A 13,022-nucleotide genomic window follows, 5' to 3' on the forward strand; every position below is an offset into this window, starting at 1 on the left:
CAGCCGGGGGACTTCTTCGAGGGAGGCGCTGAGCTCGTGGGGAAGGTCGTGCTGGTCACCGGGGCTGCCCGGCAACTGGGAGGCCGCTTCGTGCGGCGGATCCAGCGGGACCCGGAAGTGGAGCGGGTGATCGCGGTCGACGCGGTGACCCCGCCGCACCGGCTCGGCTCGGCCGAGTTCGTCCGTGCGGACATCAGACAGTCGGCCATCGCCCGGGTACTCGCGGAGAACGCCGTCGACACGGTGGTCCATCTCGCGGTCACCGGGGGAGCGGCGACGGGTGCGGGCTCCGGCTCGTACAGCACCGTCAAGGAAACCAACGTCATTGGGACGATGCAGCTCCTGGGAGCCTGCCAGAAGTCCCCGACGGTACGGCGGCTCGTGGTGAAGTCCAGTACCAGTGTGTACGGGGGCACCTCGCGGGATCCGGCCGTCTTCACCGAGACCACGCAGCCGAAGTCGCTGCCCGCGGCCGGCTTCGCGAAGGACGCCACCGAGGTCGAGGGGTACGTACGGGGCTTCGCGCGCAGGCGGCCCGACGTCGCGGTGTGCGTGCTGCGGTTCGCGAACATCCTGGGGCCCTTCGCCGACTCGGCGCTCGCCGAGTACTTCTCGATGCCGCTGATCCCGACCGTGCTGGGCTACGACCCGCGGTTGCAGTTCGTGCACGAGGACGACGTACTGGACGTGCTGCGCCTGGCCTCGCAGACCAGCGGGCCCGGTGGGCTCAGCGGGACCTTCAACATCGCCGGCGACGGGGTGCTGCTGCTGTCGCAGTGCGCGCGGCGGCTGGGGCGGCCGACGGTGCCGCTGCTGCTGCCCGCGGTGACCTGGCTCGGCTCGGCGCTGCGGGCGGTCGGGGCGACGGACTTCTCGCCCGAGCAGATAAGGCTCCTCACGCACGGGCGGGTCGTGGAGACCACGCAGATGCGCGAGGCCCTGGGATTCGAGCCGATGTATACGACCGCCGAGACCTTCGCCGACTTCACGCGGAGCCGGGGCGGCGGGCTGCTGCCGCCGGAGCGGGTGGGGCGGGCCGTGGACCGGGTGGCCGGGTTGCTGGACGTGGACATGGATGGAGCGAAGCGATAGTGGCGGACGCCAAGGTCATTCCGTTCGACGAGGACCGGCCGCGACGGCGGTCCTCGCCCGCCCGGCGGGTACGGGTCGCGCCGGAGGCGCCGCTCGCACCCGCCGCCGAACCGGCGCCGGAGCCGGTGGTGGAGGCCGTACCGGAGCCGGCGGCGGGGGACGGCTGGGACCGGCGGATCGCCGACGGGCTGGCGTTCCTGCGGCGCCGGATCACCGGGGAGTACGAGGTCGACGACTTCGGCTACGACAAGGAGCTGACGGACCAGGTCCTGATGTCCCTGATGCGGCCGCTGTACGACAAGTACTTCCGGGTCGAGGTCAAGGGCATCGAGAACATCCCCAAGGAGGGCGGCGCGCTGATCGTGGCGAACCACTCCGGGACGTTGCCCCTGGACGGCCTGATGCTCCAGGTCGCCGTGCACGACCAGCACCCGGCGCAGCGGCACCTGCGGCTGCTGGCGGCGGACCTGGTGTTCATGCTGCCCGTGGTGAACGAGCTGGCCCGCAAGGCCGGGCACACGCTGGCGTGCGCGGAGGACGCGCAGCGGCTGCTGGAGGCCGGGGAGCTGGTGGGCGTGATGCCCGAGGGCTTCAAGGGGATAGGGAAGCCGTTCGGCGAGCGGTACAAGCTCCAGCGGTTCGGGCGGGGCGGGTTCGTGTCGACCGCGCTGCGGGCGGGGACGCCGATCGTGCCCTGCTCGATCGTGGGGGCGGAGGAGATCTACCCCATGATCGGCAACTCGAAGACGCTGGCGCGGCTGCTGGGGATCCCGTACTTCCCGATCACGCCGACGTTTCCGCTGCTGGGGCCGTTGGGTGCGGTGCCGCTGCCGACGAAGTGGACGATCCAGTTCGGGGAGCCGATCCCGACGGACGGGTACGCGGCCGAGGCCGCCGAGGATCCGATGCTGATGTTCAACCTGACGGATCAGGTGCGGGAGCAGATCCAGCACACGCTGTACAAGCTGCTGGTGCAGCGGAGGTCCGTCTTCTTCTGACCGGCCGGGCTTCTGGCCGGCCAGGCTTCTGACGCACCGAGTACGACGAAAAGCCGGTGGGGCTGGATGTTCCAGCCCCACCGGCTTTTTCGTTGTCCGGCGCTAGTCCGCGTCCTCCGCGCTGATGCCCAGGCCTGGGAGGAGGCCGGGGAGGAGGGGCGGGAGGGTGATGTCCGGGTGGGCGGGGGGCGGGGCCTCGCCGGTTTCGGACGGGGTGGACTGGCCGCTCGTAGGCGGGTTCAGGAGGTCGCCCGTGCCGCCCAGGAGACCGCCGCCGCCCGGAGGCGGAGCCTTCGGGGAACCCGAGGCCGACGGCGTGGGGGCCGCGGACGGGGCGCCCGGAGCGGGCGTCGCCTGCTGCTTGCCCGCCGGGGCGCTCGGCTTCGTGGAAGGTCCGGAGCCGCGGGTCTGTTCCGGAGGCTTCGGAAGCAGACTCTGGAGCGGCGCCACGTCTTGGTCTATGGCCTGGAAGACCGACTCCACCTCACCGCCCACGTCCGTGAGCTGCGCCGGGAGGTTGCCCCGGAGCTTGGCCCACGCGTCCCGGTGCGAACGGGAGAACGAGGACAGCGCCTGGATCGGGCCGAGCGAGCCGTCCCGTTCGTAGGCGGCCTGGAGGAGCCGGTGGCCCTCCGAGGCATCGTGCTTCATGCCCGCGAGGGCCCGGCGGATCTCGCCGAGGGACTCGTGGTCGAGCGCGCCGAGACGGCCGCGCTCCATGAGCCGGCGGGCTTCCGACAGGCGGTGCGAGGCCTGGTCGAGATAGAGCTCGCCCCGGTCCGAATCGTCGTCGGCCATCCCGAGCCGGATGTCCTCCATGCCCCGCTTCACGGGGTACAGGTGGTCACCCGGCAGGGCGTCCGTGCTGGCAGCGGCCACTCCGCTGAAGGCCCCCGCGGCCACACCTACGGTGAGACCGCCTGCCGCGATGCCCTTGGACCAGCGGGAGCGGGGCCGCAATTTCCGGAGCGAGGTCGCCCGGTGGGCGCCGCGGCCGGTCCGCTGTTCGGGCACTTGAGGGTCGGCGGCCACGCCGCCCCCGGCCCTCTCTTCCATCACCTTGGCTTCCATGGCGGCAATGAGCTGGGCTCGTTGCACCACTTTGACCTCGGGGTCCAGCACCGGGCGCGGCATTCTTTCGCCGAGCACGCTCGCCAGGGCCAACAACCGGTCGTGGTCGGCAGGTTCGGCAGGTGCCTCGGACTGCTCGGCCGCCGGGTCCGGTTCCGAAAGGTCGGACGGGGTCCGCTCCTCCAGGGCCTGGGCGAAGGCGTTCGCCCGCCGGTGCGGAGTCACGTTCGCGATCACTGGCGGCACCTCCTCTCGTCATGACGATCGACTCCCCAAGGTGTCCGGAAGGTTGCCTTCCTTGAGCACATCCACACTTTCGAGTGAGCGGCTTCGGTCAGGGCTTGTCCACAGGGAGCCTGCATTCCCCACAACGAGCGGCGCGGCACTTGGGTTACGGACGAAGGATGATCGGACCACAGCGTCGTTGGATTCGACGGTGTCGTCGGTGGCATCGGGGTCGTCCGCTCCGTTGGTGGCATCGGTTTCAACAAGGTCATCAGGGAGGGGTACCGAAATGTGAGAGGAGGGCGGCGTCAGCGGGCGTCGTCGGGAAGCAGGCGGGCCAGGGTGCGGACCGCCCGGTACTGGAGGGTCTTGATGGCACCCTCGTTCTTCCCCATCACCCTGGCCGTCTCGGCGACCGAGAGGCCCTGCAGGAAGCGCAGGGTCACGCACTCCTGCTGCTGCGGATTGAGTTTCCGTACGGCTTCCAGCAGGGCCGCGTTGGAGAGGGACTCCAGGACGGAGTCCTCGGGGGACCGTTCCACCTCGTTGGCGTCGAGCATTTCGCCGGTGGTGACTTCCAGGCGGAAGCGGCTCGACTTGAAGTGGTCGGCGACCAGGTTGCGGGCGATCGTCACGAGCCAGGCGCCGAAGTCGCGGCCCTGCCAGGTGAAGGTGGAGATACGGCGCAGCGCGCGCAGGAAGGTCTCGCTGGTGAGATCCTCCGCGGTCGCTTTGCCGCCGACGCGGTAATAGATGTAGCGGTAGACGGTGTCGCTGTACTGGTCGTACAGGCGACCGAAGGCCTCGGCCTCGCCGGCCTGGGCGCGTTCGACCAGGTCCATCATGCGGGCCTGGTCGCTGTCCGCGGTGGGACGGCGGGCGGCGGGCGCGGTGGTCCCGGCGGCAGCGCCCCCGGCGGACGAGCCGCCGGCGCGACCGCGTCTGCCCACCGTTGCCCCGCCGTCGGTCAGGGCATAGCAAGGACCGGCCGGGCCGAGTCCGGCGGGGACCGCGGTGGCGAATGCGGGGACGGTGTACGCGGTGGGGACGAAGCCGCGCAGCTGGTCGAGGACCGTTGCGCGCAGCGTAGCCAGGCCCGAGGCGTCAACCCCGACAGGTGGGTACACGGGACTCCCAGAGGCAGAGCTTCCATCACGTGCAGTGCGGGACCGTTCACCCGTCGTGGCGACAGATGGCGGTGGCATGCGTTTGAGGAGAATAACGCTTCGTACAGGCAGCGCTACACCCAGTTGCTCAAATCACCGGTTACGACACTTCTGTTGCGTGTCGAGGGCATATTCAGGCACGGATGGTGATCGATTCTTGATCACTTGGATGCGCGGAATGCCTGCTTCCACGGTGGCTCGCGACCGAGTGGGGCAGGGCGGAGTGCCGCGCCGGGGGCGCGGGTAGAGGTGAGCGAATGTCCCGGGCACGGGCGGGCGCCGGGTGTGGTGGGGCGGGAGGCCGGGCGGGGCCCCGCGGCCGCTACTTGCGGCGGCGCTGCAGGGCGATCGCTGCGGCCGTGCCGCCCGCGATCGCGCCGACGCCCGCGGCGGCCGGGACGCCGATCTTCACGGCCTTGCGGCCGGTCCGATAGTCGCGCAGGCGCCAGTCGTTGGCGCGGGCATGCTTGCGCAGTTTTGTGTCGGGATTGATCGCGTACGGATGTCCGACCAGCGACAGCATCGGAATGTCGTTGTGCGAATCGCTGTACGCCGCGCAGCGTTCGAGGTCCAGTCCCTCGGCGGCGGCCAGGGCGCGGACCGCCTCCGCCTTGGCGGGGCCGTGCAGCGGCTCGCCGACCAGCCGGCCGGTGTAGATGCCGTCCACGGACTCGGCGACGGTGCCGAGGGCTCCGGTCAGGCCGAGGCGGCGGGCGATGATCGTGGCGGTCTCGACGGGGGCGGCCGTGACGAGCCAGACCTTCTGGCCGGCGTCGAGGTGGGCCTGGGCCAGGGCGCGGGTGCCCGGCCAGATCCGGGTCGCCATGTACTCGTCGTAGATCTCCTCGCCGATGGACATCAGTTCGGAGACCTTGTGTCCCTTGACGATGGACAGCGCGCTGTCGCGGGCGTCCTGCATGTGCTCGGGGTCCTCGACCCCGGCGAGCCGGAACCAGGCCTGCTGCCAGGCGAAGCGGGCGAGCTCGCGGCGGCGGAAGAACTCCCGCTTGTAGAGGCCGCGGCCGAAGTGGAAGATCGCGGCGCCCTGCATGACGGTGTTGTCGAGGTCGAAGAAGGCGGCGGCCAGGTCGTCGCCGGCGACGGGGAACTCGGGTGCGACGGGCTCGGCGGGCTCCTGCGGAGCCTTGGGCTCCGCCTCCGCCGCGCGTTCCGCTTCCGTGGTTCCGGGGAAGTCCGGGCCGACCTGTGGTTCGTCAGCCAGCGCGGTCTTGCGGGCGGCCTCGGCCGAGGCCTCGCCTGCCAGCACGCTCCGCGCGGTGGCGGAGCGCCTACGGGGGGTGAGCCATCCCAGAGCGGCCATGACGCGAGCATAGCCACTGTGTTCGGGAGTTCCCGAACCGATGGGAATCGGTGGTTTGAATGCTCCCCTCCTGGGAGGTGAACGGGACTCCCGCACCTCCTGGGCTATGTGGGGATTCTCGGCTCAAGCTGCCTGACGAACCGGCGGTTCTTCAGGTCTTCCGCTCTCGGCGCCGGCCGGGTTCAGACCTGCCCGGATGAGCATGACGCGTGCGGAATTCTTGTCCCGTGGGGACACGGCTCCGCACGCGTTGCAGGTGTAGGTGCGCATACCCAGCGGCAGTGTGTGCTTGGCTCTCGCTCCGCACTGCGCGCAATCCATCGTGGTGTACGCGGGGTGGACCAGGTGCACGGCACGGCCGTGCTTGCGGCCCATCTCGATCAGAGCCGTCTTGGTGGCGCCGATGGCGGCGTCAGCGGCCTTCCTGGCCATGGTCGACTTGGCGAGAAACTTGGGGCGGAAGTCCTCGACGGCCAGGGCATCGTGGTCGCGGACCACACGCTTGGCCCACTTGCGAACGGTGTCCTGCCGCTGACGTGCGACCTTCTTGTGCAATTTCGCCGCCTGGCGTCGCGCCTCCCGGTAGCCCCTGGACTGCTTCTTGCCCTTCGGGGAATGGCGGCGGGCCACCACCCGCTGATATCGGGCCAACCTTGCGGCAGTCCTCCTGCCGTATTGCGGGTGCGGCAGATCGTGGCCGTCACAAGTGGTCGTAGCGGTCTCGGTCACTCCCCAGTCGATTCCGATCACTCGCCCGGTGGTGGGCAGGGAGTCAGTGGTTGTGGGTACGACGAACGAGCAGTACCAGTGGCCGATGCTGTCCCGGTACACGCGCACCGACGACGGATCACCTGGGAGATCGCGCGACCACACCACCGTCAGTACGATCCCGCCCGCCAGATGCAGGCGGCCATCTTTGATCCGGAACCCGCGCTTGGTGTAGCTCAGGCTCGGATCCGCATCGCGCTTCTTCTTCCATCGGGGCAGGCCGGCCCGCTGCCACACCGGCAGCCGGTCCTTGATGTCCTTCTGCGCCCTTGCACGGGACTTTCCGAAGTCCCGGATCAGCTGTTGCTGAGGGACACTTGCCGGTAGGTGAACCGGGCAACCTTGGTCCCCTCCGCCACCGCTGCCGTCGTTGCCGTCATCACGCCAACGTAGAGCCCGAGCTCGCATCGATCCTTAGAACACTGGAACCTCACTCGAGTGAGTGACCGAGCTTCCGGCGCGGGAGAATGGGGGCATGAGTCCCTTGCTGCGCCGTGCTCAGAAGAAGCGTCCCGAGGAGCGGGTGGTCACGCTCATCGGGAAGCCGGGGTGTCATCTCTGTGACGACGCCCAGGAAGTGGTCGAGAAGGTGTGCGCCGAGACGGGCGCACAGTGGGAGAAGAAGGATATTTCGCAGGACGAGGAGTTGTACCGCCTGCACTGGGAGCAGATTCCGGTCGTGCTGGTGGACGGCGAGCAGCACACCTTCTGGAGGGTGAACCCTGACCGGCTCCGACGGGCATTGCAGGCTTGAGCCGTCGGGCGGTTACCATCATGGGCGATTTATGGGGTCTCGGGGGCGTATTGGTGAGGAGTGTGTACCGTTTTGCCCCCTTCGGGAATTGAACGGGTTCGGCGTGTGATCCGTTCCCGGCTCGTATGCCCAAGGCGCGTGACCCCGGTCACTTTGCTCGGACAAAGCGGACACAATCTTTGTGCACGCGTTCACAAAGACATAGCCTGCATTCGACGGGGTGGTCCTGGGACAAGTGGCCACCTGCAGCCCCGCTCATCCCGCAGGAGCATCGTGGCAACTGGCCGAACTCACCGACCGGCGACCCGCAGCCGAGGTATTCCCGAGGCCACTGTCGCCCGGCTTCCGCTGTACTTGCGTGCCCTCACCGCGCTCTCCGAGCGATCGGTGCCCACGGTGTCCTCCGAGGAGCTGGCCGCGGCCGCCGGAGTCAACTCCGCGAAGCTCCGCAAGGACTTCTCCTACCTCGGCTCCTACGGGACCCGCGGGGTCGGCTACGACGTGGAGTACCTCGTCTACCAGATCTCCCGCGAGCTCGGGCTGACCCAGGACTGGCCGGTCGTCATCGTCGGCATCGGTAACCTCGGCGCCGCCCTGGCCAACTACGGCGGCTTCGCCTCGCGCGGTTTCCGCGTGGCCGCGCTCATCGACGCCGACCCGGCCATGGCCGGCAAGCCGGTGGCGGGCATGCCCGTGCAGCACACCGATGAGCTGGAGAAGATCATCGAGGAGAACGGCGTCTCGATCGGGGTCATCGCGACCCCGGCGGGGGCCGCCCAGCAGGTCAGCGAGCGGCTCATCGCCGCCGGGGTGACTTCCATTCTGAACTTCGCGCCCACCGTGCTGTCCGTGCCCGAGGGCGTCGACGTGCGCAAGGTCGACCTGTCGATCGAGCTCCAGATCCTGGCCTTCCACGAGCAGCGCAAGGCCGGCGAGGAAGCCGCGGCCCAGGCCGCCGCCGGCGGCCCCGCCGCGGGCACCGGCACCGGGGCGGCCCCGGCCGCCGCCGTCGTGCCGCCCGCCGGGCGCGCCGCCGCCGTCGCACGCAAGGGCGGCCCCGAAGGGGACGTCCCGGCGGTGATGCCGGCATGAGTCTGCTCGTCGTTGGGCTGAGCCATCGCAGCGCGCCCGTGAGCGTGCTGGAGCGCGCTTCGCTGGCCGCCGATGCCAAGGTCAAACTGCTGCACGACACGCTGGCCGCGGAGCCGGCGGCGGAGGCGGCGGTCCTCGCCACCTGCAACCGGATCGAGCTGTACGCCGACGTGGACAAGTTCCACGCGGGTGTCGCCGAGCTGTCGACGCTGCTGGCGCAGCACAGTGGTGTCGCGCTGGAGGAGCTCACTCCTTATCTGTACGTGCACTACGAGGACCGGGCCGTCCACCACCTGTTCTCGGTGGCTTGCGGGCTGGACTCGATGGTCGTCGGCGAGGGGCAGATCCTCGGGCAGATCAAGGACGCGCTGGCGCTGGGGCAGGAGCTCCACACCGCGGGGCGGCTGATCAATGATTTGTTCCAGCAGGCGTTGCGGGTCGGGAAGCGGGCGCACTCCGAGACCGGGATCGACCGGGCGGGGCAGTCGCTGGTGACCTTCGGGCTGGAGCAGCTCGCCGTGCGGGTGCCGGTGGAGGAGTGGGCCGCGGGGAAGCGGGCGCTCGTCATCGGGGCCGGGTCGATGTCTTCGCTGGCTGCGGCGACGTTGGCGCGGGTCGGTGTCGCCGAGGTCGTGGTCGCCAACCGGACCGCCGAGCGGGCGGAGCGGTTGGCCGAGATTCTGGTTGCCTCGGGCACCGGGGTTGCGGCTTCGGCCATTGCGATGTCCGCGGTTGCGGGTGAGCTGGCTCGGGTTGATGTCGTCGTGTCCTGTACGGGGGCCACTGGGCTGGTGCTGACCGGGGATGACGTGGGTGCGGCCATGGAGGAGAGCCCTGCGGGGCTGTCCCCTACCCGCCCTTCCACCGTTCCCCGGGGCTTTGCCCCGGACCCGATGCCGGGTGCGGCGCCGTTGCCGGGGACCAGTCCCCGGACCCCTGCGCCTCAAACGCCGGCGGGGCTGGATGGTGCTGCGACGTCGGCGGGGCTGGATGGTGCTGCGACGCCGGCGGGGCTGGATTTGGCTGAGGCGCAGTCGCCCGTGCGCCTGGACTTGGCTGACGCCGAGCTCGTCGCGCGGCTTGCCGCTGCTTCTGCCGGTGGGCGCAGGCTCGCCGATGCCGGGGCCGTGCGGAGCAAGGTGGTCGTCGAGGAGCGGGACGGGTGTCCTGTGGGGCTCGAGGCGCTGGCTTCCGATCCGGGGCGGACCGCCGATGGGCGGGCCGCGCTGGCCGGGGTGGACGCCGGGTCGCTCGAGCTGCACGGGACCTGGGCCGACCAGGGCGAGGCCGCCGCACAGCGGCAGCCTCGTAAGACCGTACGGAGCCAGGACGGCGCGCCCGTACGGCTCGCGCTGCTCGACCTGGCCATGCCGCGTGACATCGACGCCGCCGTGCACCGGATCCCGGGGGTCCGGCTCGTCGACATCGAGTCGCTGGCAGAGGCGAGCGCCGATGCGCCCATGGCCGCCGATGTCGACGCCGTACGCGCGATAGTGGCCGCGGAAGTGGCCGCCTTCGGGGCCGCTCAGCGGGCCGCGCACATCACGCCCACCGTGGTCGCCCTGCGCGCCATGGCCGCCGAGGTCGTCGCCATGGAAGTGGCACGGCTCGACGGGCGGGTGCCCGATCTCGACGAGCGGCAGCGGGCCGAGGTCACTCAGACCGTGCGGCGCGTCGTCGACAAGCTCCTCCACGCGCCCACCGTGCGCGTCAAGCAGCTCGCGAGCGAGCCCGGCGGCGCCGGGTACGCCGAGGCGCTGCGCGAACTCTTCGATCTCGACCCGCAGACGGTGGCCTCCGTCAGCCGGGCCGACGAGGCTGACAAGAACCACGACTCAGGACGGGCATCATGAATCCACGTCTCGACCAGCCGCTCCGGCTCGGCACGCGGCGCAGCAAGCTGGCCATGTCCCAGTCCGGGCATGTCGCCGAGGCGGTACGGGCGATCACCGGCCGGCCCGTCGAGCTCGTGGAGATCACGACCTACGGTGACGTGTCCCGCGAGAGCCTCTCGCAGATCGGCGGCACCGGCGTCTTCGTCACCGCCCTGCGCGAGGCCCTGGTGCGCGGTGAAGTCGACTTCGCCGTGCACTCGCTGAAGGACCTGCCCACCACGCAGCCCGACGACCTCGTCATCGCGGCCATGCCGCAGCGCGAGGACCCGCGCGACGCGCTCGTCGCCCGCGACGGCCTGACCTTCGAGCAGCTGCCCGACGGTGCGCGCATCGGCACCGGCTCGCCGCGGCGCAGGTCGCAGCTGCATGCCTATGCCAAGTCGCTGGGGAAGGTCATCGAGACCGTCGCCATCCGCGGGAACGTCGATACCCGGATCGGGTTCGTGCGGGACGGCGAGCTCGATGCGGTCGTGCTCGCCGCCGCCGGGCTCAACCGGATCGGCCGCGGCGACGAGGCCACCGACCTGATCTCCGTGGACAACATGCTGCCCGCACCGGGCCAGGGTGCCCTGGCCGTGGAGTGCCTGGCGTCCGACACGGACCTGATTTCCGCGCTCGCCGAGCTCGACGACCCGTACACCCGGGCCGCCGTGACCGCCGAACGCGCCCTGCTCGGTGCCCTGGAGGCCGGCTGCAGTGCCCCCGTGGGCGCGCTCGCCGACCTGTTGGCCGACGGGCAGATTGTCAATGAGATGCGCCTGCGGGGAGTCGTGGGAACCCTCGACGGTTCCACGCTGGTGCAGCTGTCCACCACCGGTCCCGTGCCCCAGTCGTACGACGAGGCCATGGCGCTCGGCCGCGAACTCGCGGACGAGATGCTGGCCAAGGGCGCAGCCGGTCTGATGGGGGAGCGGTCGCTTTGAACCCCACAAGCCCAACCACCTCCGCGTTTGCGTCCGCCGCCGCCCAGGGGCACGTCACCTTCCTCGGTGCCGGCCCCGGCGATCCGGGACTGCTGACGCTTCGCGCCGTGGAGGCCCTGGCCGCCGCGGACGTACTGATCGCGGAGCCCGAGGTGCTCGAGGTCGTACGTACGCATGCGCGCGCGGGGGTGGACACGCCACAGCTGACGATTGCTGACGAGAAGTCAGCAGCCGCCGGAGTCCCGGTCATCCGGGATGCCGCCAATCTTGTCATGGAGGCCGCGCGCTCCGGCAGGCGGGTCGTCCGTGCCGTCACCGGCGACCCCGGGCTCGACGGGAACGCGGCCGAGGAGATGCTCGCCTGCGCCACCGGCGGCATCCCCTTCGAGGTCGTCCCCGGCGTCGCGACCGCCGTCGGCGTGCCCGCGTACGCCGGTGTTCCGCTGGCCGGCAAGCAGGGTGCGGACGTGCGGTTCGTGAACGCGCGGACCGCCTCCGCGCGCTGCTGGACCGAGGTGGGCGCCAGCGACGGCATCCTCGTCGTCTCCGCGACGCTGGAGACCGTCTCGGCGGCGGCGGCCGAGCTGATCGGTGCCGGGCGCAAGCCCGACACCCCGCTCACCGTGACCGTGGCCGGTACGACGACCCGCCAGCGGACGTGGAGCGCGACGCTCGGGACCATCGCCCAGGTGTTCAAGCAGGGCAAGATCCTCCCCTCGCCGGAAGGCGCGCGGTCCGTCATAGCCGTGGTCGGGGAGCACGGCGCCGTCGCGCGCCGCGAGGAACTGTCCTGGTTCGAGTCGAAGCCGCTGTTCGGCTGGCGCGTGCTCGTCCCGCGCACCAAGGAACAGGCAGCCTCGCTCTCCGACCAGCTCCGTTCGTACGGCGCGGTGCCGCACGAGGTGCCGACCATCGCCGTGGAGCCGCCGCGCACCCCGCAGCAGATGGAGCGGGCGGTCAAGGGGCTCGTGACGGGCCGCTACGAGTGGATCGCCTTCACCTCGGTGAACGCGGTCAAGGCCGTGCGCGAGAAGTTCGAGGAGTACGGGCTCGACGCCCGTGCCTTCGCCGGCATCAAGGTCGCCGCCGTCGGCGAGCAGACCGCCGCCGCGCTGGTGGAGTTCGGCGTCAAGCCCGACCTCGTGCCCAGCGGCGAGCAGTCCGCGGCCGGACTGCTGGAGGACTGGCCGCCGTACGACCCGGTCTTCGACCCGATCGACCGCGTCTTCCTGCCGCGCGCCGACATCGCCACCGAGACCCTGGTCGCCGGGCTGATCGAGCTCGGGTGGGAGGTCGACGACGTCACCGCCTACCGGACCGTGCGCGCTTCGCCGCCGCCGCAGGACACGCGTGAGGCGATCAAGGGCGGCGGCTTCGACGCCGTTCTCTTCACGTCGTCGAGCACCGTGCGCAACCTCGTCGGCATCGCCGGCAAGCCGCACAACGTCACCGTCATCGCGTGCATCGGCCCGGCCACGGCCAAGACGGCGGAGGAGCACGGGCTCCGCGTCGACGTGCTGTCGCCGGAGCCGAGCGTGGGCAAGCTGGCGGAGGCCCTGGCGGAGTACGGGGCAGCGCGCCGCGAGGCCGCGAAGGAGGCCGGGGAGAACGTGTACCGGCCGAGCGAGCGGCGGCCGGGGGCGCGCAGGCGCCGTACGACCTGATGGCCGCCTTAGCGGCCGCCTTAGCGGTGTTACGTGGCAGGGCCCGGGTGCGG

The 13,022-nt window shown here is 70.7% G+C and carries 10 protein-coding genes and 1 pseudogene; 7 read left to right on the plus strand and 4 right to left on the minus strand.

The features are described from left to right. Window positions 1–36: 36 nt before the first annotated feature. Together ACODT5_RS40885 and ACODT5_RS40890 are read left to right on the plus strand one after the other, a co-directional pair. On the plus strand, window positions 37–1,092 hold the full coding sequence (locus ACODT5_RS40885) for an NAD-dependent epimerase/dehydratase family protein (RefSeq protein ID WP_422525182.1): 1,056 nt from the start codon (window positions 37–39) through the stop codon (window positions 1,090–1,092). Beyond that, window positions 1,092–2,090 (plus strand): lysophospholipid acyltransferase family protein, encoded by a 999-nt coding sequence (locus tag ACODT5_RS40890; RefSeq protein WP_422524035.1) that lies wholly within the window; start codon window positions 1,092–1,094, stop codon window positions 2,088–2,090. The genes ACODT5_RS40885 and ACODT5_RS40890 overlap by 1 nt, the downstream gene beginning before the upstream one ends. 102 nt (window positions 2,091–2,192) lie before the next feature. On the opposite strand, the gene ACODT5_RS40895 is transcribed toward ACODT5_RS40890, so the two are convergent. The 4 genes and pseudogenes from ACODT5_RS40895 to ACODT5_RS40910 all read right to left on the minus strand — a co-directional run. Then, a complete protein-coding gene (locus ACODT5_RS40895) occupies window positions 2,193–3,398 on the minus strand; it encodes a DUF5667 domain-containing protein (protein ID WP_422524036.1) in 1,206 nt (401 codons plus the stop codon). 296 nt (window positions 3,399–3,694) lie between these two features. Continuing rightward, window positions 3,695–4,513, minus strand: coding sequence for an ECF subfamily RNA polymerase sigma factor, BldN family (locus ACODT5_RS40900; RefSeq protein WP_254387331.1), 819 nt, complete (start codon window positions 4,511–4,513; stop codon window positions 3,695–3,697). A 361-nt stretch (window positions 4,514–4,874) separates the two neighbouring features. Continuing rightward, window positions 4,875–5,873, minus strand: a complete 999-nt coding sequence (locus tag ACODT5_RS40905; protein ID WP_422524037.1) for an HAD family hydrolase — start codon at window positions 5,871–5,873, stop codon at window positions 4,875–4,877. A 123-nt stretch (window positions 5,874–5,996) separates the two neighbouring features. Next, window positions 5,997–6,962 (minus strand): annotated as a pseudogene (locus ACODT5_RS40910) (RNA-guided endonuclease InsQ/TnpB family protein); the annotation flags it as partial. 154 nt (window positions 6,963–7,116) lie between these two features. Between ACODT5_RS40910 and ACODT5_RS40915 the strand changes: the two are divergent. The 5 genes from ACODT5_RS40915 to ACODT5_RS40935 all read left to right on the plus strand — a co-directional run bounded on the left by ACODT5_RS40915 (window position 7,117) and on the right by ACODT5_RS40935 (window position 12,969). Beyond that, a complete protein-coding gene (locus ACODT5_RS40915) occupies window positions 7,117–7,395 on the plus strand; it encodes a glutaredoxin family protein (protein ID WP_422524038.1) in 279 nt (92 codons plus the stop codon). Window positions 7,396–7,668: 273 nt separating this feature from the next. Continuing rightward, on the plus strand, window positions 7,669–8,487 hold the full coding sequence (locus ACODT5_RS40920) for a redox-sensing transcriptional repressor Rex (RefSeq protein ID WP_243340123.1): 819 nt from the start codon (window positions 7,669–7,671) through the stop codon (window positions 8,485–8,487). After that, window positions 8,484–10,340: a glutamyl-tRNA reductase gene (locus ACODT5_RS40925; protein ID WP_422524039.1), complete on the plus strand. Its 1,857-nt coding sequence runs from the start codon at window positions 8,484–8,486 to the stop codon at window positions 10,338–10,340. Before ACODT5_RS40920 ends, ACODT5_RS40925 begins: the two co-directional genes overlap by 4 nt. Continuing rightward, window positions 10,337–11,305 carry a hydroxymethylbilane synthase gene (gene hemC, locus ACODT5_RS40930; RefSeq protein WP_422524040.1) on the plus strand — a complete coding sequence of 323 codons (969 nt, stop codon included), beginning with the start codon at window positions 10,337–10,339 and terminating at the stop codon, window positions 11,303–11,305. The genes ACODT5_RS40925 and hemC overlap by 4 nt, the downstream gene beginning before the upstream one ends. Then, window positions 11,302–12,969 carry a bifunctional uroporphyrinogen-III C-methyltransferase/uroporphyrinogen-III synthase gene (locus tag ACODT5_RS40935; RefSeq protein ID WP_422524041.1) on the plus strand — a complete coding sequence of 556 codons (1,668 nt, stop codon included), beginning with the start codon at window positions 11,302–11,304 and terminating at the stop codon, window positions 12,967–12,969. The genes hemC and ACODT5_RS40935 overlap by 4 nt, the downstream gene beginning before the upstream one ends. Window positions 12,970–13,022: the final 53 nt, after the last annotated feature.

It is taken from the genome of Streptomyces tatrensis (genome assembly GCF_049310065.1).
Classification (GTDB): Bacteria; Actinomycetota; Actinomycetes; order Streptomycetales; family Streptomycetaceae; genus Streptomyces.